This is a genomic window from Nitrogeniibacter aestuarii (genome assembly GCF_017309585.1).
GTDB classification, from domain to species: Bacteria; Pseudomonadota; Gammaproteobacteria; order Burkholderiales; family Rhodocyclaceae; genus Nitrogeniibacter; species Nitrogeniibacter aestuarii.
In genome coordinates, this window is record NZ_CP071321.1 from 748,262 (window position 1) to 773,394 (window position 25,133).

28 protein-coding genes are annotated in these 25,133 nt (G+C 63.1%); 12 read left to right on the plus strand and 16 right to left on the minus strand.

Annotation, left to right across the window (positions count from 1 at the left end):
• Positions 1-141 precede the first annotated feature (141 nt).
• Positions 142-1,017 (plus strand): AEC family transporter, encoded by an 876-nt coding sequence (locus J0W34_RS03570; protein WP_230970719.1) that lies wholly within the window; start codon positions 142-144, stop codon positions 1,015-1,017.
• Positions 1,018-1,166: 149 nt separating this feature from the next.
• Entirely contained in the window at positions 1,167-1,364 is a 198-nt protein-coding gene (locus J0W34_RS03575) for a dodecin family protein (RefSeq protein WP_227815657.1), read from the plus strand.
• Between the two features lie 6 nt (positions 1,365-1,370).
• Here J0W34_RS03575 and gor read toward each other — a convergent pair whose 3' ends face one another.
• Entirely contained in the window at positions 1,371-2,729 is a 1,359-nt protein-coding gene (gor, locus tag J0W34_RS03580; RefSeq protein WP_230970720.1) for a glutathione-disulfide reductase, read from the minus strand.
• 186 nt (positions 2,730-2,915) lie between these two features.
• Here gor and J0W34_RS03585 point away from each other — a divergent pair, with 186 nt between their 5' ends.
• Together J0W34_RS03585 and J0W34_RS03590 are read left to right on the plus strand one after the other, a co-directional pair.
• Entirely contained in the window at positions 2,916-3,836 is a 921-nt protein-coding gene (locus tag J0W34_RS03585) for a DUF808 domain-containing protein (RefSeq protein ID WP_230970721.1), read from the plus strand.
• Between the two features lie 7 nt (positions 3,837-3,843).
• Positions 3,844-4,596 (plus strand): TSUP family transporter, encoded by a 753-nt coding sequence (locus J0W34_RS03590; RefSeq protein ID WP_230970722.1) that lies wholly within the window; start codon positions 3,844-3,846, stop codon positions 4,594-4,596.
• Here J0W34_RS03590 and J0W34_RS03595 read toward each other — a convergent pair.
• Entirely contained in the window at positions 4,593-5,252 is a 660-nt protein-coding gene (locus J0W34_RS03595) for a class I SAM-dependent methyltransferase (RefSeq protein WP_230970723.1), read from the minus strand. The two genes, J0W34_RS03590 and J0W34_RS03595, sit on opposite strands and share 4 nt — an antisense overlap.
• Before the next feature lie 6 nt (positions 5,253-5,258).
• On the opposite strand from J0W34_RS03595, the gene arfB reads away from it, so the two are divergent.
• Positions 5,259-5,684, plus strand: coding sequence for an alternative ribosome rescue aminoacyl-tRNA hydrolase ArfB (arfB, locus tag J0W34_RS03600; RefSeq protein WP_331001531.1), 426 nt, complete (start codon positions 5,259-5,261; stop codon positions 5,682-5,684).
• A 16-nt stretch (positions 5,685-5,700) separates the two neighbouring features.
• Here arfB and J0W34_RS03605 read toward each other — a convergent pair whose 3' ends face one another.
• On the minus strand, positions 5,701-6,105 hold the full coding sequence (locus J0W34_RS03605; protein WP_230970724.1) for a hypothetical protein: 405 nt from the start codon (positions 6,103-6,105) through the stop codon (positions 5,701-5,703).
• 101 nt (positions 6,106-6,206) lie between these two features.
• Between J0W34_RS03605 and J0W34_RS03610 the strand changes: the two genes are divergently transcribed.
• Entirely contained in the window at positions 6,207-6,944 is a 738-nt protein-coding gene (locus J0W34_RS03610) for a toll/interleukin-1 receptor domain-containing protein (RefSeq protein WP_227815663.1), read from the plus strand.
• Positions 6,945-6,980: 36 nt separating this feature from the next.
• Complete coding sequence (locus tag J0W34_RS03615) at positions 6,981-7,352, plus strand: hypothetical protein (RefSeq protein WP_230970725.1); 372 nt, start codon at positions 6,981-6,983, stop codon at positions 7,350-7,352.
• A 10-nt stretch (positions 7,353-7,362) separates the two neighbouring features.
• Here J0W34_RS03615 and J0W34_RS03620 read toward each other — a convergent pair whose 3' ends face one another.
• Genes J0W34_RS03620 through J0W34_RS03630 form a run of 3 tightly spaced genes read right to left on the minus strand, consistent with a single transcriptional unit; the run spans position 7,363 to position 9,468 of the window.
• Complete coding sequence (locus tag J0W34_RS03620; protein ID WP_227815665.1) at positions 7,363-7,755, minus strand: DUF2721 domain-containing protein; 393 nt, start codon at positions 7,753-7,755, stop codon at positions 7,363-7,365.
• 29 nt (positions 7,756-7,784) lie between these two features.
• Positions 7,785-9,023, minus strand: a complete 1,239-nt coding sequence (locus tag J0W34_RS03625; RefSeq protein WP_227815666.1) for an MFS transporter — start codon at positions 9,021-9,023, stop codon at positions 7,785-7,787.
• A gap of 1 nt (position 9,024) precedes the next feature.
• The gene (locus tag J0W34_RS03630) at positions 9,025-9,468 is read right to left on the minus strand and encodes an Lrp/AsnC family transcriptional regulator (RefSeq protein ID WP_227815667.1); all 444 of its coding nucleotides are present in this window, start codon (positions 9,466-9,468) and stop codon (positions 9,025-9,027) included.
• Between the two features lie 111 nt (positions 9,469-9,579).
• On the opposite strand from J0W34_RS03630, the gene J0W34_RS03635 reads away from it, so the two are divergent.
• Positions 9,580-10,488, plus strand: coding sequence for a dimethylarginine dimethylaminohydrolase family protein (locus J0W34_RS03635; protein ID WP_230970726.1), 909 nt, complete (start codon positions 9,580-9,582; stop codon positions 10,486-10,488).
• The gene (locus tag J0W34_RS03640) at positions 10,485-11,528 is read left to right on the plus strand and encodes an ornithine cyclodeaminase (RefSeq protein WP_230970727.1); all 1,044 of its coding nucleotides are present in this window, start codon (positions 10,485-10,487) and stop codon (positions 11,526-11,528) included. Before J0W34_RS03635 ends, J0W34_RS03640 begins: the two co-directional genes overlap by 4 nt.
• A 54-nt stretch (positions 11,529-11,582) precedes the next feature.
• Here J0W34_RS03640 and phaP read toward each other — a convergent pair whose 3' ends face one another.
• Complete coding sequence (gene phaP, locus J0W34_RS03645; protein ID WP_227815669.1) at positions 11,583-12,128, minus strand: TIGR01841 family phasin; 546 nt, start codon at positions 12,126-12,128, stop codon at positions 11,583-11,585.
• A gap of 285 nt (positions 12,129-12,413) precedes the next feature.
• On the opposite strand from phaP, the gene J0W34_RS03650 reads away from it, so the two are divergent.
• Entirely contained in the window at positions 12,414-14,552 is a 2,139-nt protein-coding gene (locus tag J0W34_RS03650) for an AsmA family protein (protein WP_230970728.1), read from the plus strand.
• A 155-nt stretch (positions 14,553-14,707) separates the two neighbouring features.
• A complete protein-coding gene (locus J0W34_RS03655) occupies positions 14,708-15,019 on the plus strand; it encodes a DUF2853 family protein (RefSeq protein WP_227815671.1) in 312 nt (103 codons plus the stop codon).
• Positions 15,020-15,087: 68 nt separating this feature from the next.
• Here the strand turns inward: J0W34_RS03655 and J0W34_RS03660 are convergent, their stop codons facing one another.
• The 7 genes from J0W34_RS03660 to J0W34_RS03690 all read right to left on the minus strand — a co-directional run bounded on the left by J0W34_RS03660 (position 15,088) and on the right by J0W34_RS03690 (position 22,017).
• Positions 15,088-15,522 carry a CBS domain-containing protein gene (locus J0W34_RS03660; RefSeq protein WP_227815672.1) on the minus strand — a complete coding sequence of 145 codons (435 nt, stop codon included), beginning with the start codon at positions 15,520-15,522 and terminating at the stop codon, positions 15,088-15,090.
• Positions 15,523-15,755: 233 nt separating this feature from the next.
• Entirely contained in the window at positions 15,756-17,036 is a 1,281-nt protein-coding gene (locus J0W34_RS03665) for a sulfate adenylyltransferase subunit 1 (protein ID WP_230970729.1), read from the minus strand.
• Between the two features lie 146 nt (positions 17,037-17,182).
• Positions 17,183-18,097: a sulfate adenylyltransferase subunit CysD gene (cysD, locus tag J0W34_RS03670; RefSeq protein ID WP_227815674.1), complete on the minus strand. Its 915-nt coding sequence runs from the start codon at positions 18,095-18,097 to the stop codon at positions 17,183-17,185.
• Positions 18,098-18,257: 160 nt separating this feature from the next.
• Positions 18,258-19,031, minus strand: a complete 774-nt coding sequence (locus tag J0W34_RS03675) for a phosphoadenylyl-sulfate reductase (protein ID WP_230970730.1) — start codon at positions 19,029-19,031, stop codon at positions 18,258-18,260.
• A complete protein-coding gene (locus tag J0W34_RS03680; protein WP_230970731.1) occupies positions 19,028-19,552 on the minus strand; it encodes a DUF934 domain-containing protein in 525 nt (174 codons plus the stop codon). The genes J0W34_RS03675 and J0W34_RS03680 overlap by 4 nt, the downstream gene beginning before the upstream one ends.
• On the minus strand, positions 19,545-21,227 hold the full coding sequence (locus J0W34_RS03685; RefSeq protein ID WP_230970732.1) for a nitrite/sulfite reductase: 1,683 nt from the start codon (positions 21,225-21,227) through the stop codon (positions 19,545-19,547). Before J0W34_RS03685 ends, J0W34_RS03680 begins: the two co-directional genes overlap by 8 nt.
• A gap of 10 nt (positions 21,228-21,237) precedes the next feature.
• Positions 21,238-22,017, minus strand: coding sequence for a sulfite exporter TauE/SafE family protein (locus J0W34_RS03690; RefSeq protein WP_230970733.1), 780 nt, complete (start codon positions 22,015-22,017; stop codon positions 21,238-21,240).
• A 104-nt stretch (positions 22,018-22,121) separates the two neighbouring features.
• Here J0W34_RS03690 and cysB point away from each other — a divergent pair, with 104 nt between their 5' ends.
• Positions 22,122-23,063 (plus strand): HTH-type transcriptional regulator CysB, encoded by a 942-nt coding sequence (gene cysB, locus J0W34_RS03695; protein WP_227815679.1) that lies wholly within the window; start codon positions 22,122-22,124, stop codon positions 23,061-23,063.
• Between the two features lie 13 nt (positions 23,064-23,076).
• On the opposite strand, the gene J0W34_RS03700 is transcribed toward cysB, so the two are convergent.
• Both J0W34_RS03700 and J0W34_RS03705 read right to left on the minus strand, forming a co-directional pair.
• Positions 23,077-24,054, minus strand: coding sequence for an asparaginase (locus tag J0W34_RS03700; RefSeq protein WP_230970734.1), 978 nt, complete (start codon positions 24,052-24,054; stop codon positions 23,077-23,079).
• A gap of 12 nt (positions 24,055-24,066) precedes the next feature.
• On the minus strand, positions 24,067-24,975 hold the full coding sequence (locus J0W34_RS03705; RefSeq protein WP_230970735.1) for a transporter substrate-binding domain-containing protein: 909 nt from the start codon (positions 24,973-24,975) through the stop codon (positions 24,067-24,069).
• Positions 24,976-25,133 lie beyond the last annotated feature (158 nt).

Below are 25,133 nucleotides of genomic sequence, written 5' to 3' on the forward strand. Positions count from 1 at the left end.
GAGATTATGCGTTCATCATTCATCTCTGTCGACCCGGTGCAAGGGTAACGTCGCCCTTTTTTCGTACGGGCATTCCCCGCTGTCTTAGCGCTTGGCGGGCACGTACAATCGCCAGTCGTTCTCCCTGAGCCGCGTGTCGTCATGCTCCTGCGCATCATCTCGATTCTTTTTCCCCTGTTCGCCATCGTTGCGCTGGGTTACTGGGTGGGGAAGAAGGCAAGACCCGATCTGGCGCACGCAAACAAGCTCAACATGGATGTGTTCGTGCCCGCATTGGTGTTTGCCGCGCTGGCCAGCAAACCGTTTCGGCCCGAAAACGACATCCCCTTGCTTGTTGCAACGCTGGTGATGGTGATCGGTTCCGGTCTGGTGGCATGGGGCATTGCCCGCGCACTCAAGATCGACGTGAAGACCCTGGTGCCGCCGGTGATGTTCAACAATTGCGGCAATCTCGGCTTGCCGCTGGCCGTGCTGGCCTTTGGCGAACAGGCGTTGGCGCCGATGATCGTGATGTTCATGGCCTCCAATCTGCTGCACTTTTCCTTCGGTGCCTGGCTGCTCGATCACCGTGTGCGGATGGTGACGATCTGGAAAGTGCCCTCTGTGATGGCGACCTTCGCCGGCCTGATCGTGGGCATGGCCGGCATCCCGGTGTGGGAGCCCTTGCTGATCTCCATCAAGATGGTTGGCGACATTGCCATCCCGCTCATGCTGATCGGTCTCGGAGTGCGGCTGGCCGACTCGCAGATTTCTTCGGTCCGGTTGGGCTTGATCGGCGCGGTGGTGCGGCCGGCGGTGGGCATGGCGATTGCTGCCATCCTGATCATGCTGTACGACTTTCCGCCCCTGCAAAAGGCCTTGGTGCTGGTGTTCGGCGCGCTGCCGCCAGCGGTGCTCAACTACATCTTCGCCGAGCGCTATGGACAGGAGCCTGACAAGGTGGCTTCGATGGTGCTCATCGGCAACGTGGCGGCGATTCTGTTCCTCTCCGTCGCCCTGGCGATCGTGCTGCCCTGATCACGGTTGTGTAAGTGGCGACAGGCCTTGTTTCGATTTGCCCGTCATGACTTACGCTTTCGCGCTTGTTTGCAAACCGGGTGACGACGATATTGGTGGCATGAAACCCGCCGGTGCCCGTTGGCCCGGGGCATCACGAGGGGAAGCCCATGATTTCGACTCAGGTCACCGAATTTACGGCCGAATCATCCACCAGCTTTGACGAAGCCATTCGCTTCGGCATGGCCCAGGCGCGCGCGAATCTTTCCAACATTCACGGCGCCTGGGTGCGCCAGCAACGCAAGGTAGTGTGCGGCGGACTCCCTGCCTATCGCGTGTCACTCAAGGTGGCGTTCGGGGCACCCTGACGGCGCTCAGGCGCCGCGGGGGGTGCGCATCAGCACGAGCTCTTCGGCGGCAGTCGGGTGCACGGCAATCGTGCGATCCAGATCGGCCTTGGTGGCCCCCATGGTGATGGCTACGGCCAGGGCCTGAATCATTTCGCCCGAATCGGCGCCGATCAGGTGCGCGCCCAGAACCTTGTCGCTTTCCGTATCCACCACCAGTTTCATGTAGGCACGTTCTGCGCGGCCAGCCAGCACATGCTTCATGGGGCGGAAATCCGCTTCGAATACGGTGACTTCATGACCGGCAGCCCTGGCAGCTTCTTCGCTCAGGCCGATGGTGCCGATCGGCGGCTGGCTGAACACCGCGGTGGCGATGAGGCTGTGATCCACCACGCGGGGCGTGTCGCCAAAAATGCTCTCGGCAAAGGCGCGCCCCTCGGCGATGGCGACGGGGGTCAGCGCGGCCCGGTCGGTCACGTCGCCCACGGCGTAGATGTTGTCCACTGATGTTCTCGAATCCGGTGTGACCTCGATGGCGCCGGAACTCGGGTCCATGCGCACGCCAGCCTCTGCCAGACCGAGGCCGTCGGTATTCGGCGAGCGTCCCAGTGCGCTGAGCACCGCATCGGCGGTGATGGTTCTGCCCTCCTTGCTGTGACAGACAATCCCGGCATCGGTCTTTTCCAGTCGTGTCGTCGAGAACCCATCGGCAAGCGTGATGCCGCGATCGGTCATGGCGGTGGCCAATCGGGTGCGGATGTCATGGTCGAAACCGCGCAGAGGCAGATCACCACGGTAAGCGACGGTGACCTCGCTGCCGAGTCCGGCAAAGATGCCGGCAAACTCGATGCCGATATAACCGGCGCCAAGCACCAGCAGGCGGCGGGGTTGCTCGGTCATGTCGAGCAGGCCATTGGAGTCCACAGCCAGTTCCAGCCCCTCGATGGGCGGGTGACTGGGCTTGCCGCCGGTAGCGATGAGGATGTACTCGGCGGTGATGTGGCGACCGCCGACGGACACCGTGTGCGCATCCACCAGACAGCCGTTGCCTTCCAGCAGGGTGACGCGGGCATTGTCGAGCATGGTGCGGTAAATGCCCTCGAGACGCTCTGTTTCCTTGTTCTTGGCACCGATCAGTGTCGCCAGATCGAACTCGGGCGCGCCCAACGACCAACCGTAACCGGGAGCATCCTCGAACGCGTCGGCGAACTGGGAGGCATACATCATGAGCTTTTTCGGCACACAGCCCCGGATCACGCAGGTACCGCCCACCCGGTCGCCCTCACAGATGGCCACTCTGGCGCCGAGCGCGGCCGCGCGGCGACTGGCGGCGACGCCGCCTGAGCCGGCGCCGATGGTGATCAGGTCGTAATCGTAGGTGGACATGAGTGACTCCCGAATGTCTGATGCGCCCGAGTGTAGCAGCCGGCGGAACAAGCCCGCCTGAGCTTGCGGTGGCACAAGCATGGAACTGACGCCTGCGAGCGCGGGATGGTTCCCCGAAGGTGTCGGCGGCGACCATCCGGGTTACCATGGCGCCGTTTGAATCCATTGCCCACTGAGGACATTCGCATGGCCGGAGCCAGCCTGTTTGCGCTGATTGATGACATTGCCACCCTGCTGGACGACGTGTCCATTCTGGGCAAGGTGGCTGCCAAGAAAACGGCGGGGGTGCTGGGGGACGACCTGGCGCTCAATGCCGAACAGGTGACCGGCGTGAAGGCGGATCGAGAGCTGCCGGTGGTGTGGGCCGTATTCAAGGGCTCGCTCAAGAACAAGGCCATTCTGGTGCCGGCGGCCATGATCATCAGCGCGATTGCGCCATGGGCGATCCTGCCGCTCCTCATGCTCGGGGGCGGTTTCCTGTGTTTCGAAGGCTTCGAAAAATTGCTGCATGCCTTCGAGAAAAAAGAGAAGAAGCAGGCGCATCACGAAGAACGCCGAAAGGCGGTGTGCGATCCCAAGGTGGATCTGGTGGCCTTCGAGGAAAAGAAGATCAAGGGCGCCATTCGGACCGACTTCATTCTGTCGGCGGAAATCATCGTCATTACGCTTGGCGTGGTCGCCGATGCCGAGTTCGTGACCCGGCTGGCTGTGCTCGCCGGTGTGGCCCTGGCGATTACCATCGGCGTGTATGGTGTGGTGGCCGGCATCGTCAAACTCGACGATCTGGGCCTGTGGCTCACCGAGAAGACTGGTGCCATGGCACGGGCCGTCGGGCGCGGCATTCTCGTTGCAGCGCCCTGGCTCATGCGCGGGCTCTCCGTGCTGGGCACCATTGCCATGTTCCTGGTCGGTGGCGGGATCGTGGCCCATGGCATCGGGCCCATCCATCATGCGATCGAGCATTGGGCCCAACAGGCCGATGGCTTGATCGGCAGTCTGCTGCCGACAGTGCTCAATGGCGTGCTCGGCGTCATCGTCGGGGCCGTGCTGGTCGGCATCTTCACGATCGTGATGAAGCTGCTGGGCAAGGGCGAGGCGCACGCCTGAGATCCTGATGCCCGAGTTGTCTTTGCCTGTGTTTGCCGGCCTCACGCTGGTCGCCTTCGTGGGCGGCTTCGTCAGCTCCATTGCCGGCGCCGGAGGCATGCTGGTGCTGCCGTGCCTGCTCTGGGCCGGTATTCCGCCGGTATTGGCGCTGGGCACGAACAAGACACAGAGCGTCTTCGGCACGCTGTCGTCGGCGATCAACTTTTTCCGCAAAGGGCATCTTGATCTGAAACCCTTGCGCGGCACGCTGGTGTGGGCCTTTTTCGGCGCCATTGGCGGTACCTGGCTGGTTCAGTCGATGGACAAGGCTGTCCTCGAAACCCTGTTACCGGCCATTCTGATCGTGTTGTCGATCTACTTTGCCGTCTCGCCGAGAGTGTCCGATCTGGATCATCCGCCGCGTTTGTCCGGGCGCAGCTTCGCGCCGGTGGTCGGGGGTGGGCTCGGGCTCTATGGCGGTTTCTTTGGCCCGGGCATGGGCTCGTTTGCCGCAGCGGCCTTTGCCGGGCTGCGTGGTTACAACATGCGCCGGGCGACGGCGAGCACCAAGCCGGTGGTGCTGGTCACGAACTTCACGTCCATGGTCATGTTCATCGCCGGGGGGCACGTGATCTGGTCGCTGGTCGCCGCCATGGCCGTGGCTCAGGTGGTGGGGGCGAGGCTGGGCTCCAATATGGTCATTCACCGGGGGGCTGCACTGGTCAAGCCGGTGATCGTGGTGGTCACGGCCGCCATCGCCGTGCGCTTGATGCTGCGCTAGTCGCGCTTGCGCCAAACGCTTGCCAGCCAGGGCTGTTCGTGGCGTGGTTTGCCGGGCGGGCGATAGTAGTGCTCGATTTCATCGAAGCCGGCGTTCGTCAGCAGGTGCTGCCAGGTGGGCAGGTCGTAGTAGCAGCCATAGCGCGAACCGTTGAAGCCTTCCTGATTCTCGCCACGGGGGTTCGAGCAAAAGAGGACGCCGCGCGGCTTGAGCGTGCGGTGCACTTCACCCAGCAAACCGGGCAGGCTGTCCTTGGGGGTATGAAACAGGGCGGCATTGGCAAAAACGCCATCAAAATGGGCGGCGGGCAGATCAAGCGCAATGAAATTCTGATGCCAGACATCGCAACCGGTCTCTTCCCGGGCGATGGCCACGAAGTTGGCGGCACCATCCAGGCCGATGGCTTCGTGCCCCAGATCGCGAAAGGTGCGCAGGTCGCGCCCCGGGCCGCAACCCAGATCCAGAATACGAAAGGGCGGTGTGCCCTCGATGGCGCGTAACAAGGCGTCCACGTTCTGGCTGACGTCATGGTCCGCCGTGCCATCACGATAGCCCGATGCATTGACTTCGTAATGCGCCAGGGTGTGATGGGCCAGGGTTTGGTCGTCGGGGCGTTGAGTCATGGTGCGTTGAACCACATGGAGAAACACGGGCATGATGCCATGATGGATGACCTGAAGATTACCGAACAGCTCTCGCTGCCGGTCGCCGAACTGAGCTTTGAGGCGATTCGCGCACAAGGTGCGGGTGGCCAGAACGTCAACAAGGTGGCGACGGCCATCCATCTGCGCTTCGACATTGGCGCATCGTCCCTGCCGGACACTGTCAAGACGAAGCTGATGCAGATGCGCGATCAGCGCATCACGCGCGAAGGCGTGGTCGTGATCAAGGCCCAGACTGCCCGTAGCCAGGCGGCCAATCGCGAGATCGCCATGGACCGTCTGCGCGAGCTGATCGTCCAGGCCATGCATGTGCCCAAGCACCGCCGTCCGACCCGGCCGACGCTCGGCTCACAACGTCGGCGGCTGGAATCCAAGCAGCGACGCGGGCAGCTAAAGCAGGCGCGCGGCAAGATTTCGCACGACTGAAGTGCGTGCGGTGTCTTCAGGCGCGAGCCAACATCACCGCAATCAACACGAGCACCAGCACCGGATACGGAAAAGCCACCGTCGGCCTGAGTGACTGCGCCAGGTATTCGCGGACAAGGCCCACCGTGCCCGGGCGCTTCGCCTGCCAGGCCGTATGCAGCTGGTGCGACCGTGTTTGCGGGTGCTGTTCAAGCTCGAGGATGCGTTCGCCAAGGCGTGATTGTGAGGTGCGGAAGATCGCCTCCTGCAGCCACAGGACGAGCACCATGGCCATCCCGAGCAGAGGCCACCCCAGCCACCCCAGTTGAGCGGCAAGTACGATGGCGAGGAGCTTCACCCACAAGGCCTGGCGCTCGTAGTGTTCGATGTTGTTCTGCAGGGTGGCCCACTCGTGGGCAAGGGCGTCTGACTCGGGCTTCATGGGATCGTGTCGATGCGATGGGGCGACCAGCATAAGCGGGGCCGGGGCGTCTGGCCAGATTTATGCTTCTGTTCTCTGTCTCGCGTTGCTATGCTGTGACCATGACCAGCATCTTCATCAGTTATCGACGGGACGACAGTAGCGGTTTCGCCGGACGGCTAGAGGACGATCTGTCCGAATGCTTTGGCGATGCAAGTGTCTTTCGTGATCGCGAAATACCGGCCGGTGCCGACTTCGCCGAGCATCTGAGCGAACGTCTCGGTGCTGCGGACGTGGCACTGGTGGTCATCGGCCGCCACTGGCTCGATGCACGTGATCAAGGCGGCGCCCGTCGCCTCGACCAGCCGGACGACTGGGTTCGCCGGGAAATCGAGCACGTGCTTGCGCGCGATTGCTTGGTGGTGCCGGTGCTGGTCGACGGAGCCACCATGCCCTGGCCCGAGCAGTTGCCGGACTCGCTCGACCCGCTGGCCGGCCGTCAGGCCGTTTCCCTTTCCGATATTCGCTGGCGTCAGGATGTCGAGGCGCTGGCTGATCAGTTGGCCTATCAGGTGCCCGCACTGGCCCGCGCACGCATCGCCAGAGTGCCGACGACAGGCAGGGCTCTCGGGGACATGATCGAGCAGACGCTGGGCGGCGGCAGAACCTCGCGGCCGCGGGGGCATCTGGGGCTGGCGCTCGGCCGCTGGGCCGCCGGGCGCTTGAGCAAGGTCTTCAACACCGTGATCGCGCTGGTGGTGATATACCTGCTGATCCGTTCGCTGGGCGGTGCCAGTGCCAATCACATGCTCGACAAGGTGATCAACACCTCCATCGAACATGCCAAAACGATTTTCTGATCGATTTTCTGTTTCTTCGCGCAGGACAACCCAATATTGTGGGACCTCTATCAACACCATCAGATCAGTCAGCTAGCGGCGAAAACCGAGGCGCTCAAGGGGGATGCGGAGCGCGTTCGGGGCCATTTGCGCTGGGACGTCAACCGTCTTGAAGCCAAGATCGATACGTTGGCGCTTGTCACGCAGGCGATGTGGGAACTGCTCGAAGCGCATACGGACCTGACCGAAGCCGACATCCGCAAGAAAATGACCGAGATCGATGAACGTGACGGCGTGCGCGACGGAAAGATGGGCGGCGTGCCGACACGGTGTGGCAGCTGTGGCCGTGACGCACACAGTCGGGTGGCCCATTGCATGTACTGTGGGCACCCGATCGACGGGCACCACGTGGCACAGCCACGCCCCTGAATCGCGTTGGTCAGGCCTCCGGGCGTCGGCGTTCGATATCCTCGACCACGACCGACAGGGCTTGGGTCGAGATCACCACTTCCCACAGCGACAGCAGTAACGAGACCGCCAGTGCGATGATCGACAGGCCGAACAGCGCGTTGCCCAGCGGACCATATGCGGCATAGATGGCGAGCATGGACAGGGCGCACAGCAGGAAGCTCACCACCCCAAATGTCTGCATGTACTTGATCAGCCCGATGCGGCGCTTGAGGCCGGGAATCTGCCGCGCCACCAGTTGCGGGCTCGTGCGGTCGGCCGCCAGTTGGCGGACGATCTGGGCCAAGGTCAGAAAACGGTTGGTGTAGGCCAGAAGCAGCAGCGAAATGGCCGGAAAGAGCAGGGCGGGTGTGGTGAGGTCCATGGCGTGCGGGTCGTGGGTGTCGAACCGGATTATCCCATGCGTACTTCGCCATCCGGCAAGCGATCGAGTCTGGCCAGTTCAGGGAACCAGCGCATCCACAACACCACCACCACCAGCGTCCCCACCCCGCCGAGAACGATGGCGGGGACGGCACCGAACCAGGCCGCGGTGACGCCCGACTCGAATTCCCCCAGTTGGTTCGACGCGCCAATGAACAGCGAATTGACTGCGCCGACCCGCCCGCGCATGTCGTCCGGCGTCGCGAGCTGAATGTAAGCGCCCCTGAACACCATGCTGACCATGTCCGCGGCGCCCAGGATCGCGAGTGCGCCGATGGACAGCCAGAGATGCGTCGACAGGCCGAATACGATGGTCGCCACGCCGAAGATCGCCACTGAGCCGAACAGGCGTGGGCCAACCCGGCCTTCCATCGGATGTCCTGCCAGCCATACCGACATCACCAGCGCGCCGACGGCCGGCGCAGAACGTAGCAGGCCCAGGCCCCAGGCGCCGGTGTGCAGCACTTCGCTGGCGATGATCGGCAACAGGGCGGTGGCGCCGCCGAGCAGGACGGCCATCATGTCCAGTGACAGCGCGCCGAGCACCGGACGATGATGGCGAATGAAGCGCAACCCTTCCATGAAAGTGTCCACGGGGTTGCGTCCGCGCTGACCGAAGGTCTGGGCGCGGACCGGCCGCACCGGTACCAACAGCAGGGAGGCCAGCGTGATCAGTGCGGTGGCCACCGAGTAGACAACCTCCGGGCCCGCGACGTAGATGAACCCGGCGACGGCGGGTGCCACGATGGTGGAGACCTGATGGGCAGAAGCATTCATCGCGACGGCGCGCGGCAGCAAGCGATTGGGGACCAGCAGGGGGACGAAGGCCTGAGTCGTGGGCGTTTCGAAGGTTCGTCCGGTGCCGGTGACGAGCATCAGCACGTATATGATCGGCAGCGTGATGGTCCCGGTCGCCGAGGTGATGGCGAGAATGCCGAGGCCGACCGCCTGGATCAGTTGCGAGGCCATGATCAAGCGCTTTCGATCGAGACGGTCCGCCAGGTTACCGGCCACGGGCATGAGGATCAGTCGCGGCAGAAACTGCAGCAGACCGACAAAACCCAGGGCGTAGGCACTGCCTGTCATGGACCACACCTGCCAGCCGATGGCGACGGCAAGCATCTGGTTGGCACTCGCGCTGCCGATGCGGCCAAGCCAGAACAGGGTGAAGCCGCGCTGGGCGAACAGGCCGTCCTTCGGTGCGCTCACGTCAGACCTTGTGCGTCGACAGGAGAATGCTCGTCTCCGTATTGGCAATGCCGTCGATGGCTCGAATTCGACCCAGCGCGCGATCGAAGGCTTCGAGGCTGTCAGCCCGTAACTCGGCCATGAAATCCCAGCGACCGTTGGTTGAATGCAGTGTCGCGATCGCCGGTTCGCCGCGCAGGGCCTTGAGCACCGCGTCGGTCGAGCTGCCCTCGACCACAATGCCCATCCACGCCCGAATCCGGTGCGGCTCGGCTTCAGGGCGCAGGCGCACCGTGTAGCCGCTGATCACGCCGGAGTGCTCCAGCCGGCGCAAGCGGTTGAGTACCGTCCCGCGTGCCACCTTCAGCCGCTGGGCAAGTTGGCTGACGCTCTGGCGCGCATCGTCCCGCAGCAGGGCAATGAGCTGCCGATCCGTGTCGTCCAGTTTGTGCAAAGTGTCAGCCATGTCTGCCATTGTGCTCGCAATGGAGGTGGAAGTGGTCAGTGTGCGGTGTTCCGTTTGTCGCGCATTCTGCCCATATTGAATGGAGAACACATCCTCACAGAGATTGCAGCTATGACCACTCACACGAAAGAAGGTGCGCACATCCTGCTGGTCGATCCAGCCTGTTTCGATGTGCACTACGCCATCAACCCCTGGATGTCGCCTGAGGCATGGCAAGCCGATGCGAAGCGCCTCAAGGATGAGGCACGGGCCGGCTTCGATGCGCTCAGGCGCGCGCTCGTGCGCATCGGCTGCCGGGTAACGGTGCTCGATGGCGTGCCCGGCTTGCCCGATATGGTGTTTCCGGCCAACGCGGCCGTGGTGCTCGATGGCGGTGCCCTGATGGCCCGGTTTCGTCATCCCGAGCGTCAGGGCGAGGAGGGGCCTTTTCTCGAGGCCTTCAAGCGCCTCGAAGCGCAGGGGGTGCTGACATCGTTGGCCTTGCTGCCCGAGGGGTGTTTTCAGGAGGGCGCCGGGGACTGTATCTGGGATGCCAATCGCGGCTGCTTCTGGGCGGGATTCGGGCCGAGAAGCGACGCGGCGGCGGCCGGATTCGTCGAGCGCCACTTCGACCGCCCGGTCATACCGCTTGGCCTCGTCACCGAGCGGGCCTATCACCTTGACGTGTGCTTCGCCCCGCTCACGGGGGGCGACGTGCTCTGGTATCCGCCGGCATTCTCGGCCCAGGCGCAGACGACGGTGGTTGAACGGGTCGGCATGTCAAATCTGATTGCGGCCGACGCACAGGATCTGGCGGCATTCAACGTCAATGCCGTGAACGTGGGGCGCGACATCGTCATGGCCCGATGCACCCCGCGTTTGCGTGCGCTCCTGGAGGCAAGGGGCTATCGGGTGCACGACGTGCCACTGGCGCCCTTCATGCTGGCGGGCGGTGGTGCCTTCTGCATGACCTTGCGACTGGATCGAAGCACCGTGCCGCTGGTGGGCCGTGACATCCTGGTCCGGGAGGTGTGCGCATGATGCCCGTGATCGATCTGCCGCAGATGCGTGGCTGGCTCCAGCGCCGGGGCGTGGCGAGCGTGATCGCCGACCTGGTGGAGGCGATCCGAGCCGATTACCTGCGTTGGCCCGAGTTCGAGAAGAGCGCCCGGGTGGCGAGTCATTCCACCGACGGTGTCATCGAGTTGATGCCGACGTCGGACGGCCGGCGCTACGGATTCAAGTATGTGAACGGTCATCCGGCCAACAGTCAGCGTGGCCTTCTGACGGTGACCGGCTTCGGCGTGCTGGCCGATGTGGCCACGGGCTATCCGCTGCTGCTCTCGGAAATGACGCTGGCCACGGCGCTGCGTACCGCGGCCACCTCGGTGCTTGCGGCCTCGGTCATGGCGCGGCCGGGTGCGCGGGTGATGGCCCTGATCGGCAATGGCGCCCAAAGCGAATTCCAGGCGCTTGGTTTTCACCATGTGCTGGGCGTGACGACCATCCGGGCGTTTGACGTTGACCCGAAGGCCACCGCGCGCCTGAAGGCGAATCTGGCCCATGTGGACGGGCTGCGTATCGAGACCTGTCGCGATGTGGCCGACGCGGTGCGCGGCGCCGACATTGTCACCACGGCCACGGCCGACAAGCGGCTGGCGACCATTCTCAAAGAGGCAGATGTGAGGCCGGGGATGCATCTCAATGCCATTGGCGGCGATTGCCCGGGCAAGACGGAACTCGATACAAGGATTGTTGCGCGCGCGCGCGTGGTGGTGGAGTTCGAGCCGCAGACGCGTCTCGAGGGGGAGATTCAGCACATGCCGCCGACTTTCGACGTCACGCCCCTGTGGTCCGTACTGTCGGGCGCCGCGTCGGGGCGCAAGGACGACTCTGAAGTGACGCTGTTCGACTCGGTTGGTTTTGCCCTGGAGGACTTTTCGACCCTCTGCTACCTGCATGAGCAGGTGGAGCGGGGGGCGCTGGGTTCACCGCTGGCGCTGATTCCGGAACTGGATGATCCACGCGACCTGTTTTCGCTGGTGGGTGCGAGCGCCGTATCTGCGCGAAGGGCGGCCTGAAAAGACACCGGCCTCCCGAAGGAGGCCGGCGGCCGGGGTTGGGTGCGAGTCCGCTCAGGCGACGGACTTGGCGGCCTTGGCCGTGGCCTTCAGGGCCGCGTCGGCTGACTTCACCATGTTGGCTTCGGCCAGGCTGACGGTTTCCTTGGCGACCTTGGTGGCTTCGTCGATCGCCTTGGTTGCTGTGGCCATCGCGGTCTTCAGTGCCGAGACCATGGCGTCACCACCGACGGGAGCGGTCTTGGACAGCTTCTCGAGAGCGGCGTCCAGTTCTTTGCTGGCGGCTTCGTACTTGGCGGTCATGACATCACCCATGGACTCACCCAGATCCGATGCGATACCGTAGCAGCCACGGGCATAGCCAATGCTGCTGGCCATGGCCGGCTCAACCATACCGGCAGACAGGGCCGCGAGTTCTTTCGGGTCCTTGGCGCTGCTGAGTTTGGTCATGTTCTTGAAGCTGTCGGTCATGGCCGTACGGCTGGCGTCGAAGGTGAGGCCGGACATACGCTCGAGGGTTTCGAACTGCATGCCCACGAGCGTCACGAACGTGTTGAGGACTTCAGTGCTACCTGCGCTGATTTTGTCAGGGGTCATCATGGTCAAATCTCCTGGATTTTCAATTGAAAGAAGCTTTCTGCTACAGCGCCTTGGATAAAAATGCTGCAGCGCACAATTTCATTCTAGTCAAGAAAATCAGGATGTAAAGCGTTTTTTTGTGCACTGCACAAAAAATTTGAGGCCAAATCGGGAAAAGCCCCGCTGCATGCGGATTCCCGCCCGCTTCGGTAAGGAGGCGTAAAACCGGGTGTCGTGCGCTTGAGACGAAACTTTCCGGCTGTTAGCCTCCTCTGACCACACCTATAACAATCATAGAGGGCTTTCATGAAATCGGTGCTTCGGCTCATCGCCGGCCTGTTCGCCATCGTCGTGCTGGTGGTCGTCGCCCTGGCGGCTTATCTGGCCTTCCTCTTCGATGCCAACGATTATCGGGACCAGTTGGTATCGACCGTCAAGGCGCAAACGGGACGGGATCTGACCCTCAACGGCCCGATCAAGCTATCTCTTTTCCCCTGGTTGGGGTTTTCAATCGGCGCGGCGGAGCTGGGCAACGCCCCGGGGTTTTCCGATCGCCCCTTCGCCTCGCTGGCCTCGGCCGAAGCGCGTGTGAAGCTCTTGCCCCTAGTCGGCGGCAATGTCGAAATCGATCGGGTCACCATGAATGGCCTGCAGCTCAGTCTGGAGCGTCGCAAGGACGGGCAGACCAACTGGGCTGACTTTGGTCAGGGGAAGGAGGCGCCGGCGCCGGAATCGACAAGCTCGTCAGGCGATGAGGACCGCGGGGCGACGGGTGCCCTGAGCGTCGGGGGCATTGATGTGACCGACGCGGCTGTACGCTGGACTGACGCGATGGCCGGTACCGACTATCTGCTCAATCAGGTGGACTTTTCGACGGGGAGTATTGAGCCGGCGGAACCCTTCGACTTCAAGGGCGGTTTCGATTTTTCCGTCTCGCAGCCTGCGGCGAACGGGCGGTTGGGCTTCTCCGGCCAAGCCACGCTCGATACCGAACAACAGAAATATACGCTTCGCCAGATGCGTTTCGAACTGAACGCTGAAGGTGCCGGCTTGCCCGGTGGCAAGATCGAAGCCGGCGCACTCGCCGATGTGGTGGCCGACCTGAACGCGGGCACCCTGAGTGTGGGCAACATGAACGTGAAACTCTACGACTTGCTCATCAGTGGTGGGCTGAACGTGGAGGGCCTGCGCGACTCACCCAATTACTCCGGCCGGATCGAGATTGACGGCTTCAATCCTCGCGCGTTGATGGCGTCCATGGGCCTGGATGCACCGGCAACCGCCAACGCCGAGCGCCTCAAGCGCGCCCGCCTGTCGGCCAATGTGTCTGGCACGGCTCAGTCGATGAAGCTGAGCAACCTCGCGGGCAGTCTCGATGACAGTGAAATCAGTGGTTCTCTGGAGGTTGCCAATTTCAGCCGTCAGGCGCTGAGCTTTGACCTGAGCATCAATCAACTGGACGTGGACAGCTATCTGCCGCCTTCGACGGCAGCACCCGAAACGGCCCCCAAACCCGGTGAAGGCGCGGGGGCCGGAGGCGCAACGAAGCCCCTCGATCTGAGAGGTCCGGCAGTCAAAGGCCGCCTGAGAGTTGGGGCGCTCAAGGTCAGTGGATTGAACATGAGCCAGGTGGACACCGGCGTGGCCCTGTCCAACGGAAAGCTGACATTGACCCCGAAGGCGGCCCTGTATGGCGGCCGTCTCGACGCGGACGTCGGCGTGCTTGCACAAGGCAAGACCGAGCAGCTCAGTCTCAACGGTGGTGTCTCCGGGGTTGCGATCGGGGGGCTGTTGCGAGACCTCACCGCCAAGCCGGAACGACTGACCGGCACGGGCAACGTGAGCATGAATCTGGCCGGGCGAGGGCTCGGAGGCGCAGCGCTCAGGTCCACCCTGGATGGTTCGGTGCGTCTTGTGCTCAAGGACGGTGCCGTGAAAGGTGTGAACGTGGCCCAGTTCCTGCGCGAGGCGCAGGCCAGGCTGCAGGGGAGCAACGCCGACACTGCCCAGGGGGCGCAACAGACCGACTTCAGCGACATGAGTGCGACCGTCTCACTCGGTGGCGGAGTGGCCCGCAATTCGGACCTGTCGCTGCGTTCGCCCCTGCTGCGCGTCTCGGGTGAGGGCCAGGCCAATCTGGTGAAGGAGACCATCGACTATCTGGTGAAGGCGTCCGTGGTCGGCACCCTGACGGGGCAGGGCGGCAAGTCGCTTGATGATGTGCGCGGCGTCACGGTGCCGGTGCGTGTCGGCGGCACATTCGCAGCCCCCACCTATCGCCTGGATGTGGAGGCGCTCCTCAAGGAGGCGGCGGGCGCCAGGCTCGAAGAGCAGAAAGCCAAGGTCAAGGAGCAGGTGGACCAGAAGGTGGAAGAGGTACGCGAAAAGGCCAAGGACCAGATCAAGGATGAGCTGAAGAAAGGGCTTGAGGGCCTTTTCAAGTGATCGATTGCCGGGGCTCTGAATATCAAACTTTGTGCCCTGGTCATGCGCTGTCGGTGCACAAGGCCGTCGCTTCATGCTAGGTTTGCACCGGATGACCACCGGATAACCGGACGGGCTTCGATCCAAATTCGAATTTCAGACTTGGGAGGTTAGACATGAGCGATTACGTGGCAGACGTGAAGAAGTACGCTTCGAACGTCGATGAAGCCGTCGTGGACAAGATCGTCAAGTACTGCGGCATTGCCCTGCGTAACAAGGATTCCTCGCTGGTGTCCGCATCGGACAAAGCCGAACTGGATCGTGTCCGCGACGGTTTCGCGAAGAAGAAGCTCGAACTCGAACCCGCCGCGGCTGAAGCCGGTATCGAGAAGGTGTGCGCCACGCTCAAGGGCGTGAATCAGAAGAGCCGCGTGACCTTCTACTACCTGCTGGCCGAAGCGACCGGCACCATGGACAAGCTGCGCTAAGCACTGCTTCGTTCACGAAAAAGCCCCGGCATGCCGGGGCTTTTTTCATGTCGGGGGCAAGAGCACCGTCAGAGGATGACGGTGATTTCCTCGCGGCGCTCCAGATCGGCACCGAACTCGCGCGCATCGAGGTTCAGTGCGTCGGTGGCGGCCACCAGTCCGATGGGGCGCCGGTCCTGATCCACCACCGGTACATGCCGGAAGCCGCCTTCGTACATCATGTGCAGTGCATGGACGAAGGGATGATCGGGCGCGATCGTCATCGGGTTGTGTGTCATGACCTCGGCCACCGGCGTCGCGTCGGCGTCCACGTCGGCGGCCAGCACCGAAAAGGTCGCGTCATGTTCGGTGAAGATGCCCGTGAGGATGCCATGCTCGGTAATCATGACTGCGTTGGCGTCGTGCTTGGCCATCAGATGAACCACGTCTCGAACGCTCTGTTTCGCGTCGGCTACCACCAGATGCTCAGGGCGCATCACGGCATGAATGGGTCGTGTCGGCATATCAGTCTCCTTCCTGCAGCCCTTGATATGGAGCTGTCTCGAGGTGGGTGGCCCGGCGCCGGCTGAGCGTCGGGGGTGATATTCCCGAAGCTTAGAGCGTGCCACTTTCAAATTGATCTAAGTGATTGAAAACAAAAGCGCCCGGGTTGCACTGCAACACGGGCGTCTTTCGTTTTTTGCGCCAATTTGGTGAATGTCCGCACCACAAGGGCGCGGAATTTCATTTGGGGCTGTCAGGCGATCATGCCTGCACCCACCGTGTTGTTGGTGGATTCATCAATGATGATGAAGGCGCCGGTGGCCCGGTTGCGCTGGTACGGGTCGGCAAAGATCGGTTGCGCCAGCTTGAGGCTCACGCGGGCGATGTCATTCATTTCGAGCGTGGCTGCGTCGCCAGTGTCGAGCGTGTTCACGTCGAGGCGGTACTCGATCCGAGCAACTTTTGCCTTCACTTCGCGGGTGGTGTGGCGCAGCAGGTAGGTGCGTGCCGGGCTCAAGGCGGTTTCGGAGAGCCAGCATACGTCGGCGTCGATCTGCTTGAGTGCGGCGGGCGCCTCGGCGCTCTTGACGATCATGTCGCCGCGCGAGGTGTCGATTTCGTCTTCGAACAGCAGGGTGACTGACTGTTCGTGAATGGCCTTGTCGATGCGCTGGCCGCCGATCTCGATGGCCTTGACCCGGCTGCTTTGACCCGAGGGCAGGGTGGTGACGGCGTCGCCCACGGCGATCTCGCCGGATTCAACCCGGCCCATGAAGCCGCGGTAGTCGTGCAGCTCCGGGTTGGCCGAGTCGCGCGGACGGCACACGTATTGCACCGGGAAGCGGAAGTCCTCCGGCTTTTCGGTGTGGGCGGCCGGGGCGGATTCGAGGATCTGCATCATGGTCGGGCCTTCATACCAGCCCATGCGATCGCCACGTTCGACCACCATGTCGCCGTTGAGGGCCGACATGGGGATGAAGCGCACGTCCTTGATGCCCACCTTTTCAGCAAAGGCGAGGTAGTCGTTGCGGATCGACTCGAAGGTGGCCTGATCGTAGTCGACCAGATCCATCTTGTTGATGGCGACCACCAGATGCGGGATGCCGACCATCTTGGCCAGGGTGGAGTGGCGCCGGGTCTGGGTCAGCATGCCTTTACGCGCATCCACCAGGATGATGGCCAGGTTGGCGGTCGAGGCAGCGGTCACCATGTTGCGGGTGTACTGCTCGTGACCCGGGGCGTCGGCAATGATGTACTTGCGCGTGCCGGTGGTGAAGTAGCGGTAGGCCACATCGATGGTGATGCCCTGCTCGCGCTCGGCCTGCAGGCCGTCTGTGAGCAGGGACAGGTCCACCGCGGTCAGGCCCCGCTTGGCGGAGGTCTTCTCGATGGCGTTCATGGTGTCGGCCAGGATGGTCTTGCTGTCGAACAGCAGACGGCCGATGAGGGTGCTCTTGCCGTCATCGACGCTGCCGCAGGTCAGAAAGCGCAGCAGGCCGTTGTCGGTGTCGGGCAGGTGTTCCAGCGCGGACATGTTCATTCCTTCAATACTTCGTGTTCTGCACGGAGTGGCGGTCTGATCCCCTCCCCCTTCAAGGGGGAGGCCGGGAGGGGGATGGGTCTCGATGTTCGATGCCCCCATCCCCACCCCAACCCTCCCCTTGAAGGGGAGGGCCCTGGTCAGAAGTAGCCTTCCTTCTTGCGCTGCTCCATGGACGCTTCAGAGGTCTGGTCGTCCATGCGCGTGGCGCCGCGTTCGGTGATGGTGGTGGTGGCCGTCTCGGCGAGAATCTTCTCGATGGAGTCGGCGTCGGAGGCGACCGGGGCGGTACAGCTGATGTCGCCCACGGTGCGGAAGCGCACCATCACGTCCTCAACCGTGTCTTCGGGCGCGGCCGGCGTGAGGTCGGTGACCGGCATGAGCAGGTCGCCCTTGCGTACCACCGGGCGGGTGTGGGCGAAATAGATCGAGGGCAGCTCCAGTTGCTCGCGCTCGATGTACTGCCACACGTCCAGTTCGGTCCAGTTACTGATCGGGAATGCGCGGATGTTCTCGCCCTGATGGGTGCGGGCGTTGTAGAGGTTCCACAGTTCCGGGCGCTGGTTCTTCGGGTCCCACTGGCCGAACTCGTCGCGGAAACTCATGATCCGCTCTTTGGCGCGGGCCTTTTCCTCGTCACGACGGGCGCCGCCGATGCAGCAGTCGAAGCCGAATTCCTCGATGGCTTCGAGCAGGGTCACCGACTGGTGCTTGTTGCGCGATTCGTTCTCGTGCTTGAGCACGATGGTGCCGCGGGCCATGGAGTCTTCCAGCGAACGCACGATCAGGCGCTCGCCCAGTTCCTCGGCACGCTTGTCGCGGAAGGCGATCACCTCCGGGTAGTTGTGCCCGGTGTCGATGTGCATGAGCGGGAACGGGAAACGGCCCGGGCGGAAGGCTTTCTCGGCGATGCGCAGCATGCACACCGAATCCTTGCCGCCGGAAAAGAGCAGCACCGGGTTGGCGCACTGGCCGGCCACTTCACGCATGATGTGAATGGCCTCGGCCTCGAGCCAGTCCAGGTGGGACAGGGTCTGTTGGGTCAGGGTCGACATCTTCTTATCTACAACTTGAAAAAAATGAAATCAGTGGCGCAGGGCGCGCAGGGCCGCGGCCAGTCCTGCACGCAGCGCCGCCATCTGTCGGGCGATCTGCTGGGTCAGGCTGGGTGGCAGGGTTCTGCTGTTGGGCATGGGGGCTCTCCTCGATGTGAGCTCAGCTTTTCTTCACGTGCAGGCCGCATTCCTTGGAGGCGGGGTCTTCCCACCACCAGCGGCCGGCGCGGATGTCTTCGCCGACGGCAACCGCACGCGTACAGGGCGCGCAGCCGATGCTCGGGTAGAACTGCTCGTGCAGGGCGCTGTAGGGCACGTCCTTGCTGCGGATGTAGGCCCACACTTCGGCCTCGCTCCAGTCGGACAGCGGGTTGAGCTTTTCCAGGCCGTTGCCGGCGTCGAATTCGCGGGTCGGCAGACCGGTGCGGGTCGGCGACTGGGCCGCGCGCAGGCCGGTGATCCAGGCCTTCTTGCCGGACAGGGCACGCTTGAGCGGTTCGATCTTGCGGATGGCGCAGCAGCTCTTGCGCAGCTCGACCGAGTCGTAGAAGGCGTTGATGCCTTCATTGCGCACATAGGCTTCGACCGCCGCCGCATCCGGGAAAAACACCTTCAGTCGGGTGTCGTAGTGTTGCTCCACCTTGCCCATGAGGTCGTAGGTCTCGACCGGCAGGCGACCGGTGTCGAGCGAGAAAATCTCGATCGGCAGCGAGTGCTTGAGAATCAGGTCGGTCACGACCATGTCCTCGGCGCCCAGGCTGTTGGCAAAGGTGATCGCGCCTTCGGCGCCGAACTCGGCCACGGCGTCACGCAGCTGCTTGAGTACGGCTTCACTCTTGGCGGCCACGCGCGCCAGCAGTTCGGGCGTCAGCTCCGGGTGGATGGCCGGGTTGTTCAGGGCCTGACGAATCGGGATGGCGGATACGGCGCTCATGCGGCAACCCTCCTTTGGCGGCGGAACAGAGGACTCTGCACCGTGACGGACGTCTGGTACGGCTCACTGAAATCCTTCACGTTGCGCAGGGCGTCTTCGAGCTGAGCGTCGCTGTACCTGCCCTCGGCCGGCTGCAGGGCATCGAAGCCGCAGCGGGTGAGGTAGTCGAACTGGTCGCGCAGCACATCACCAATGGCGCGCAGCTCGCCGGTGTGACCGTGGCGGGTGCGCAGCAAGGTGGCGATGGAGTAGCCACGGCCGTCGGCGAATTTCGGGAAATGCACGGCCACCAGCGGCAGCTGGGCGAGATAGGGCGCCACATCCGCGGGTTCGTCGTCACCGGCCAGCCACACGGCAACGTCGCGACGCGACTGCAGGGCGGTTTGCGCCAGGTAAACCGACAGGGGCACGATCCACTGACCTTCGGCGACTTCAACGCTATCGGCGTTCTGGTCTTCGGTCAGGGTCAGCACTTGCCATGCGTCTTCGACGATGGCCTGGGTCTTGATCAGCTTAGCCATTGACGACCTTCCTTTCATTCTGCTGTTCGCCATACACACGAGCCTTGAACGGGTCCTGACCGACGCGGTGCACCGTGTCGATGAAGCGCTCGCCCTCGTGGCGGTTATCGATATAGGTGGCGACGAGTTTTTCAATCACGTCGGGCACGTCGGCGGCGGCAAACGAGCGGCCGATGACCTTGCCGATGCCGGCCTCGTTGCCCTGACGGCCACCGATGGTGATCTGGTACCACTCTTCGCCGTTCTTATCGACGCCGAGAATGCCGATATGGCCCACGTGGTGGTGGCCACAGGCGTTCATGCAGCCGGAGATGTTGAGCTCCAGCTCGCCGATGTCGTGCAGGTAGTCCAGATCGTCGAAGCGTTGTTGCACGGCCTCGGCGATGGGGATGGACTTGGCGTTGGCGAGGTTGCAGAAGTCGCCGCCCGGACAGCAGATCATGTCGGTGAGCAGGCCGAAGTTCGGCGTGGCCAGACCATGGGCGCGCAGCTCTTCCCAGAGGGCGAACAGATTGGACTGCTTCACATCCGCCAGCACCAGGTTCTGCTCGTGGGTGGAGCGCACTTCACCGAAGCTGTAGCGGTCGGCCCAGTCGGCCACCAGATCCAGCTGGGCGTCGGTGATGTCACCCGGCGGCACGCCGGTCTTCTTGAGCGAGATGACCGCAGAGGCATAGCCCGGACGCTTGTGGCCGCGCACGTTGCGCTCGACCCACTTGGCGAACGGAACGCTCTCGGCCTGCTTGGCGATGAAGCCCTCGTCGATGGCCGGCAGGTTTTCGTAGTCCGGATCGACAAAACAGGCGGCGACGCGATCGACTTCTTCCTGTGTCAGCGTGGCCGGGCCATCTTTGAGATGCACCCACTCGGCCTCGACTTGCTCACGGAAGGCGTCGATCCCCAGCGCTTGCACCAGAATCTTGATGCGCGCCTTGTACTTGTTGTCGCGACGGCCAAAGCGGTTGTAGACCCGCAGGATGGCCTCCAGATAGGTGAGCAGGTGCTGCCAGGGGATGAAATCGGTGATTTCCTTGCCTACCATCGGGGTGCGACCCAGACCGCCACCGACGAAAACGCGGAAGCCTAGTTCGCCGGTCTCGTTCTGGCGTACTTCCAGACCGATGTCGTGGCAGCGGATGATCGCGCGATCTTCCTTCGCCCCATTGACGGCCATCTTGAACTTGCGCGGCAGGTAGGCGAATTCCGGGTGGAAGGTGCTCCACTGGCGGATCAGCTCGCACCACGGGCGCGGATCGATCAGCTCGTCGGCGGCGACGCCGGCAAACGGGTCCGAGGTGGTGTTGCGGATACAGTTGCCCGAGGTCTGGATGGCGTGCATCTGCACGCTGGCCAGATCGGCCAGGATTTTCGGCGTGTCTTCGATCTTCGGCCAGTTGAACTGAATGTTCTGACGCGTGGAGAAGTGGCCGTAGCCCTTGTCGTAGGTACGTGCGATGTGCGCGAACATGCGCACCTGATCTGAACGCAGGTTGCCGTAGGGAATGGCGACGCGCAGCATCGGCGCCTGCTTCTGCACGTACAGGCCGTTCTGCAGACGCAGCGGGAGGTATTCCTCCTCGGTCAGTTCGCCGGCGAGGTAGCGCCGGGTCTGGTCCGCGTACTGTTTGACGCGTTCGTCGACCAGTTGTTGATCGTAATCGTCGTAGCGATACATGACAGTTCTCTCAATGGGTTATCAGTTTTGCGCCCACCAGCACCAGGGTGGTGGCCAGAATCGGGCGCAGTACGCGGTCGGGCACGCGGGTAGACACATGGCTACCCAGCCAGATGCCCGGCAGGGAGCCGATGAGCAGGCTACCCAGCAGCAGCCAGTCCACCGTGCCAAGGGCCATGTGGCCAAGGCCGGCGACGGCCGTCAGCGGCACGGCATGCGCGATGTCGGAGCCCACGATGCGTACGGTCGGCAGGCCCGGGTACAGGAAAAACAGTGCTGTGACGCCCAGCGCACCAGCGCCCACACTCGAAATCGACACCAGGGCGCCAAGCACCACGCCGGTGATGATTGTCAGGTTGCGCACCCGGTTCGGGTTCGGGGTGTCGCCCATCACGCGACGTGAGAACGCCTGAATCTTGCTCCGCAGCAAAATGGCAGCCGCCGTGAGCACCAGTGCCCCACCGAGTGCCACCGAGATCACGCTGGTGGCGCCCTCGATGCCGCCCGGGGCGTAGGTGTGGACCGTCCAGAGCGTGATCAGCGCGGAGGGAATGCTGCCGCTGGCCAACCGACGCGTGATCGTCCAGTCAATGGTGCCCTTGAGGCTGTGAGCGAGCGTGCCACCCGCCTTGGTCAGCGCTGCGTAGAGCAGGTCGGTGCCGACCGCCACTGACGGATGAATGCCGAACATGAGGACGAGCAACGGCGTCATGAGCGAGCCGCCACCGACGCCGGTCAAACCGACGATGGCCCCCACAACAAATCCAGCAACCGTGTACGCAAAGTCCATTTCAACTATTCCCTTGATGGTGCAGTGCACTCTACGGATGGGGAATAGATCAGAACAGGCGGTTCAAGTTAAACTTTAAGAACCAAAAGTTATTTTGAGCTGCCATGAACATCCAGCAGTTACGCTATATCGTCGAAGTGGAGCGGCAAGGTCTGAACGTCTCCGACGCCGCCGAAGTGCTGTTCACCTCGCAACCCGGCGTGTCGAAGCAGATCCGCGCGCTCGAAGACGAGCTCGGTGTGCCCATCTTCGTGCGTCACGGCAAGCGCATCGTGGATGTGTCGGAGCCGGGCCGGGAGGTGCTGGCCATTGCGCTGCGCATCCTGCGCGACGTGGATAATCTCAGCCAGGTTGGTGAGGACTTTCGCAACGAGAAGGAGGGCCGGCTCTCCATCGCAACCACTCACACGCAGGCGCGTTACGCGCTGCCCAAGGTCATCGCCGAGTTCACGCGGCAGTATCCGGGGGTGCGGCTTGAGCTGCACCAGGGAAGCCCGCGGCAAGTGTGTGAGATGGCCATCAGCGGCGAGGCGGACGTGGCCATTGCCACCGAAGCCATCTCGGACTACGACGAACTGGTCATGCTCCCCTGCTACCAGTGGAATCGCTGTGTCGTGGCCCCGGCGGATCACCCCATCCTGCGTGCGCAGCCCCTGTCGCTCGAAGAAATCGCCAAGTGGCCGCTGATCACTTACGACACGGCGTTTACCGGCCGCGGGCAGATGAACAAGGCCTTTCTCGGTCGCGGGCTCAAGCCGAGTGTGGTGCTCACCGCCATGGATTCGGACGTCATCAAGACCTACGTACGCATGGGACTGGGCATTGGCATCGTCGCCCGGATGGCCTTCGATCCGGTCACAGACAAGGGGCTGGGGATGGTCGATGCCGCGCATCTGTTCGAGTCGAGCACCACCCGGGTCGGTATTCGCCGCAACGCCTGGCTGCGCGGCTATGTGTATGCGTTCATCGAACTGTTTGCGCCCACGCTTACGCGGCGGATCATCGATGCGGCGCAAGCGGGTGGCGGCAGTGATCCGGGATTATGAGGTGGCGCAAGATTCAGCCGTGCCCGGCAGCCAGGCGCGCGAACAGGCCTGAAGTGCCGGTGGCCAGTTCGAGCATGAGTGCAATGCGGGCCTGGAGGGGGTTCAGCACGCCGCTGCCGGGCAGGATGGCGGCTGTGCGTGTGGATACGCTACCGTTTGCGACTCGGCTCGAACGTATCACCCGGACACCGTTGTCAACGGCGCCAAGTGCAGCGTCGCGCCAGGTGTCGGGCAGGCTGCCGTTGCCGGGCAGGGCCAGAACCACCCCAGCGCAACCGCGCTCATGCGCCTCTGCAAGCAGTGCCGGGCGGCTGCCCGCAGCCACGTGCAGGATGTCGACCTCCGGGAGCGTCGCGTCGTCTTGCAACGTGGCGAGTGGTACGCAGCCCGCGCTGCCCGGCGCCGGTGGCCGGCAAAAAGTGCGCTCTGAAGCGTTGCCGACCGTCCCGGTGCGCGGGGCGGCTATGGCATCGAGCGCATGTGTATGTGTCTTGGCGATCTCTGAAGCGGCAAGGATCTGATCGTTCATGACGACCAGCACCCCATGGTTACGGGCCTCTGGCAGCGCAGCGACGCACAGGGCCTGATACAGGTTCATGGGGCCGTCTGCCGACAGGGCGGTCGCCGGGCGCATGGCGGCCGTCAGCACGACGGGCTTTCCGGGTGAGCACACCAGATGCAGGAACCAGGCGGTTTCCTCTAGCGTGTCGGTACCATGAGTGATCACCACCCCCTGACAGGATGCCGATGCCCGCGCAGCCTCGACGGCCCTTGCGATCATCAACCAGTGTTCCGGCGTCATGTCCTTGCTGTCGATGGACAGCAGTTCCTGTGTCTCGATGCGGGGCAGGTCATCCGGGTGACCCAGCGCCGTGAGTAAGTCAGTGGCCGACATGCTGCCGGCCACGTAATCCGATGCGTTCCCGGCGTGCGCGCCCCGACCGGCAATGGTGCCACCGGTGGTGAGCAGGGTGATGTGGCCTGTTGACATGGGTGAATCGAGTTACTGGAAAGGCTTGTCGTTGGGGGTGCGGAAGAGCTCGCGCATGGAGGTCGACAGCGGGAAGTTGAGATTCAGGTTATTGGGCGGGATCGGGCGCATGAACCATCTCGTGTAGATGCGCTCGGCTTCCCCGCTGGCCATGAGCTTGCGCAGCGTGTCGTCGACGAGCGCCTTCATGTCCGGATCGTCTTTGCGCAGCATGCAGCCATAGGCCTCGAACGAACGCGGCGTGCCGGTGACGATCCAGTCTTCCGGATGAGTCGATTTGGCGACCTCGCCATACAGCAGCGCATCGTCGAGCATGAACGCATCGGCGCGACCGGTCTCGAGTGTCAGGAAGCTCTCGCCGTGGTCGCGCGCGGTGATCAGCGTCAGGCCGCTGGCGTGGCCTTCTTTCATTTCGCGCAGCAGGCGCTCGGACGTGGTTCCCGCCGTGGTGACGACCCGGCGACCGTCCAGATCATCAAAATCCGAGATGCCGGCGTCACGGCGTGTCAGCAAGCGGGTGCCGATGATGAAAATGCTGGTCGAGAAGGCAACCTCGCGGGCTCGGGTCGTATTGTGCGTGGTGGAGCCGCACTCGAAGTCGATTTCGCCCTTCTTGATCAGGCGAAACCGGTTGCCTGATGTGATCGGAACCATTTCCACGCGCAGATCGGGCTGACGCAAGCGGCCGCGAATCGCCTCGACCACGTGCATGGCCAGGTCGTGGGAGTAGCCCATCACCTTGCCCTTCTCGTCCAGATATGAAAACGGGATGGATGAGAGGCGGTGCCCGAGGCGAATTTCGCCGCGTTCGCGGATACTGTCGAGTGTGCTTGCGGCCTCTTGGGCATGGCTCGGGATGCTCAAGCCCAGCAGGCCAACCGTTACGCCCATCAGGAGGCCGGTCCAGGTGCTTCGTTTCAAAACGGGGTCCTCTGCGGTGGATCGGTCCTATTCTGCCCCGATCCGTGACGTTTGCGGCCATTGTTCGGGAAAACTTTGCGCTCATTCCCAACAAGTCACAGTTCGCGTCACGTGTAGTTCTTATACTTCGTCGGCATTTCTTACTTTCTTCCGGCTTT

What these genes read in the sequence shown, in the direction of transcription:
- J0W34_RS03570 (WP_230970719.1), top strand. Translation starts at nt 142, where the DNA reads ATGCTCCTGCGCATCATCTCGATTCTTTTTCCCCTGTTCGCCATCGTT.
- J0W34_RS03575 (WP_227815657.1), top strand. Translation starts at nt 1,167, where the DNA reads ATGATTTCGACTCAGGTCACCGAATTTACGGCCGAATCATCCACCAGC.
- gor (WP_230970720.1), bottom strand. Translation starts at nt 2,729, where the DNA reads ATGTCCACCTACGATTACGACCTGATCACCATCGGCGCCGGCTCAGGC.
- J0W34_RS03585 (WP_230970721.1), top strand. Translation starts at nt 2,916, where the DNA reads ATGGCCGGAGCCAGCCTGTTTGCGCTGATTGATGACATTGCCACCCTG.
- J0W34_RS03590 (WP_230970722.1), top strand. Translation starts at nt 3,844, where the DNA reads ATGCCCGAGTTGTCTTTGCCTGTGTTTGCCGGCCTCACGCTGGTCGCC.
- J0W34_RS03595 (WP_230970723.1), bottom strand. Translation starts at nt 5,252, where the DNA reads ATGCCCGTGTTTCTCCATGTGGTTCAACGCACCATGACTCAACGCCCC.
- arfB (WP_331001531.1), top strand. Translation starts at nt 5,259, where the DNA reads ATGATGGATGACCTGAAGATTACCGAACAGCTCTCGCTGCCGGTCGCC.
- J0W34_RS03605 (WP_230970724.1), bottom strand. Translation starts at nt 6,105, where the DNA reads ATGAAGCCCGAGTCAGACGCCCTTGCCCACGAGTGGGCCACCCTGCAG.
- J0W34_RS03610 (WP_227815663.1), top strand. Translation starts at nt 6,207, where the DNA reads ATGACCAGCATCTTCATCAGTTATCGACGGGACGACAGTAGCGGTTTC.
- J0W34_RS03620 (WP_227815665.1), bottom strand. Translation starts at nt 7,755, where the DNA reads ATGGACCTCACCACACCCGCCCTGCTCTTTCCGGCCATTTCGCTGCTG.
- J0W34_RS03630 (WP_227815667.1), bottom strand. Translation starts at nt 9,468, where the DNA reads ATGGCTGACACTTTGCACAAACTGGACGACACGGATCGGCAGCTCATT.
- J0W34_RS03635 (WP_230970726.1), top strand. Translation starts at nt 9,580, where the DNA reads ATGACCACTCACACGAAAGAAGGTGCGCACATCCTGCTGGTCGATCCA.
- J0W34_RS03640 (WP_230970727.1), top strand. Translation starts at nt 10,485, where the DNA reads ATGATGCCCGTGATCGATCTGCCGCAGATGCGTGGCTGGCTCCAGCGC.
- phaP (WP_227815669.1), bottom strand. Translation starts at nt 12,128, where the DNA reads ATGATGACCCCTGACAAAATCAGCGCAGGTAGCACTGAAGTCCTCAAC.
- J0W34_RS03650 (WP_230970728.1), top strand. Translation starts at nt 12,414, where the DNA reads ATGAAATCGGTGCTTCGGCTCATCGCCGGCCTGTTCGCCATCGTCGTG.
- J0W34_RS03655 (WP_227815671.1), top strand. Translation starts at nt 14,708, where the DNA reads ATGAGCGATTACGTGGCAGACGTGAAGAAGTACGCTTCGAACGTCGAT.
- J0W34_RS03660 (WP_227815672.1), bottom strand. Translation starts at nt 15,522, where the DNA reads ATGCCGACACGACCCATTCATGCCGTGATGCGCCCTGAGCATCTGGTG.
- J0W34_RS03665 (WP_230970729.1), bottom strand. Translation starts at nt 17,036, where the DNA reads ATGTCCGCGCTGGAACACCTGCCCGACACCGACAACGGCCTGCTGCGC.
- cysD (WP_227815674.1), bottom strand. Translation starts at nt 18,097, where the DNA reads ATGTCGACCCTGACCCAACAGACCCTGTCCCACCTGGACTGGCTCGAG.
- J0W34_RS03675 (WP_230970730.1), bottom strand. Translation starts at nt 19,031, where the DNA reads ATGAGCGCCGTATCCGCCATCCCGATTCGTCAGGCCCTGAACAACCCG.
- J0W34_RS03680 (WP_230970731.1), bottom strand. Translation starts at nt 19,552, where the DNA reads ATGGCTAAGCTGATCAAGACCCAGGCCATCGTCGAAGACGCATGGCAA.
- J0W34_RS03685 (WP_230970732.1), bottom strand. Translation starts at nt 21,227, where the DNA reads ATGTATCGCTACGACGATTACGATCAACAACTGGTCGACGAACGCGTC.
- J0W34_RS03690 (WP_230970733.1), bottom strand. Translation starts at nt 22,017, where the DNA reads ATGGACTTTGCGTACACGGTTGCTGGATTTGTTGTGGGGGCCATCGTC.
- cysB (WP_227815679.1), top strand. Translation starts at nt 22,122, where the DNA reads ATGAACATCCAGCAGTTACGCTATATCGTCGAAGTGGAGCGGCAAGGT.
- J0W34_RS03700 (WP_230970734.1), bottom strand. Translation starts at nt 24,054, where the DNA reads ATGTCAACAGGCCACATCACCCTGCTCACCACCGGTGGCACCATTGCC.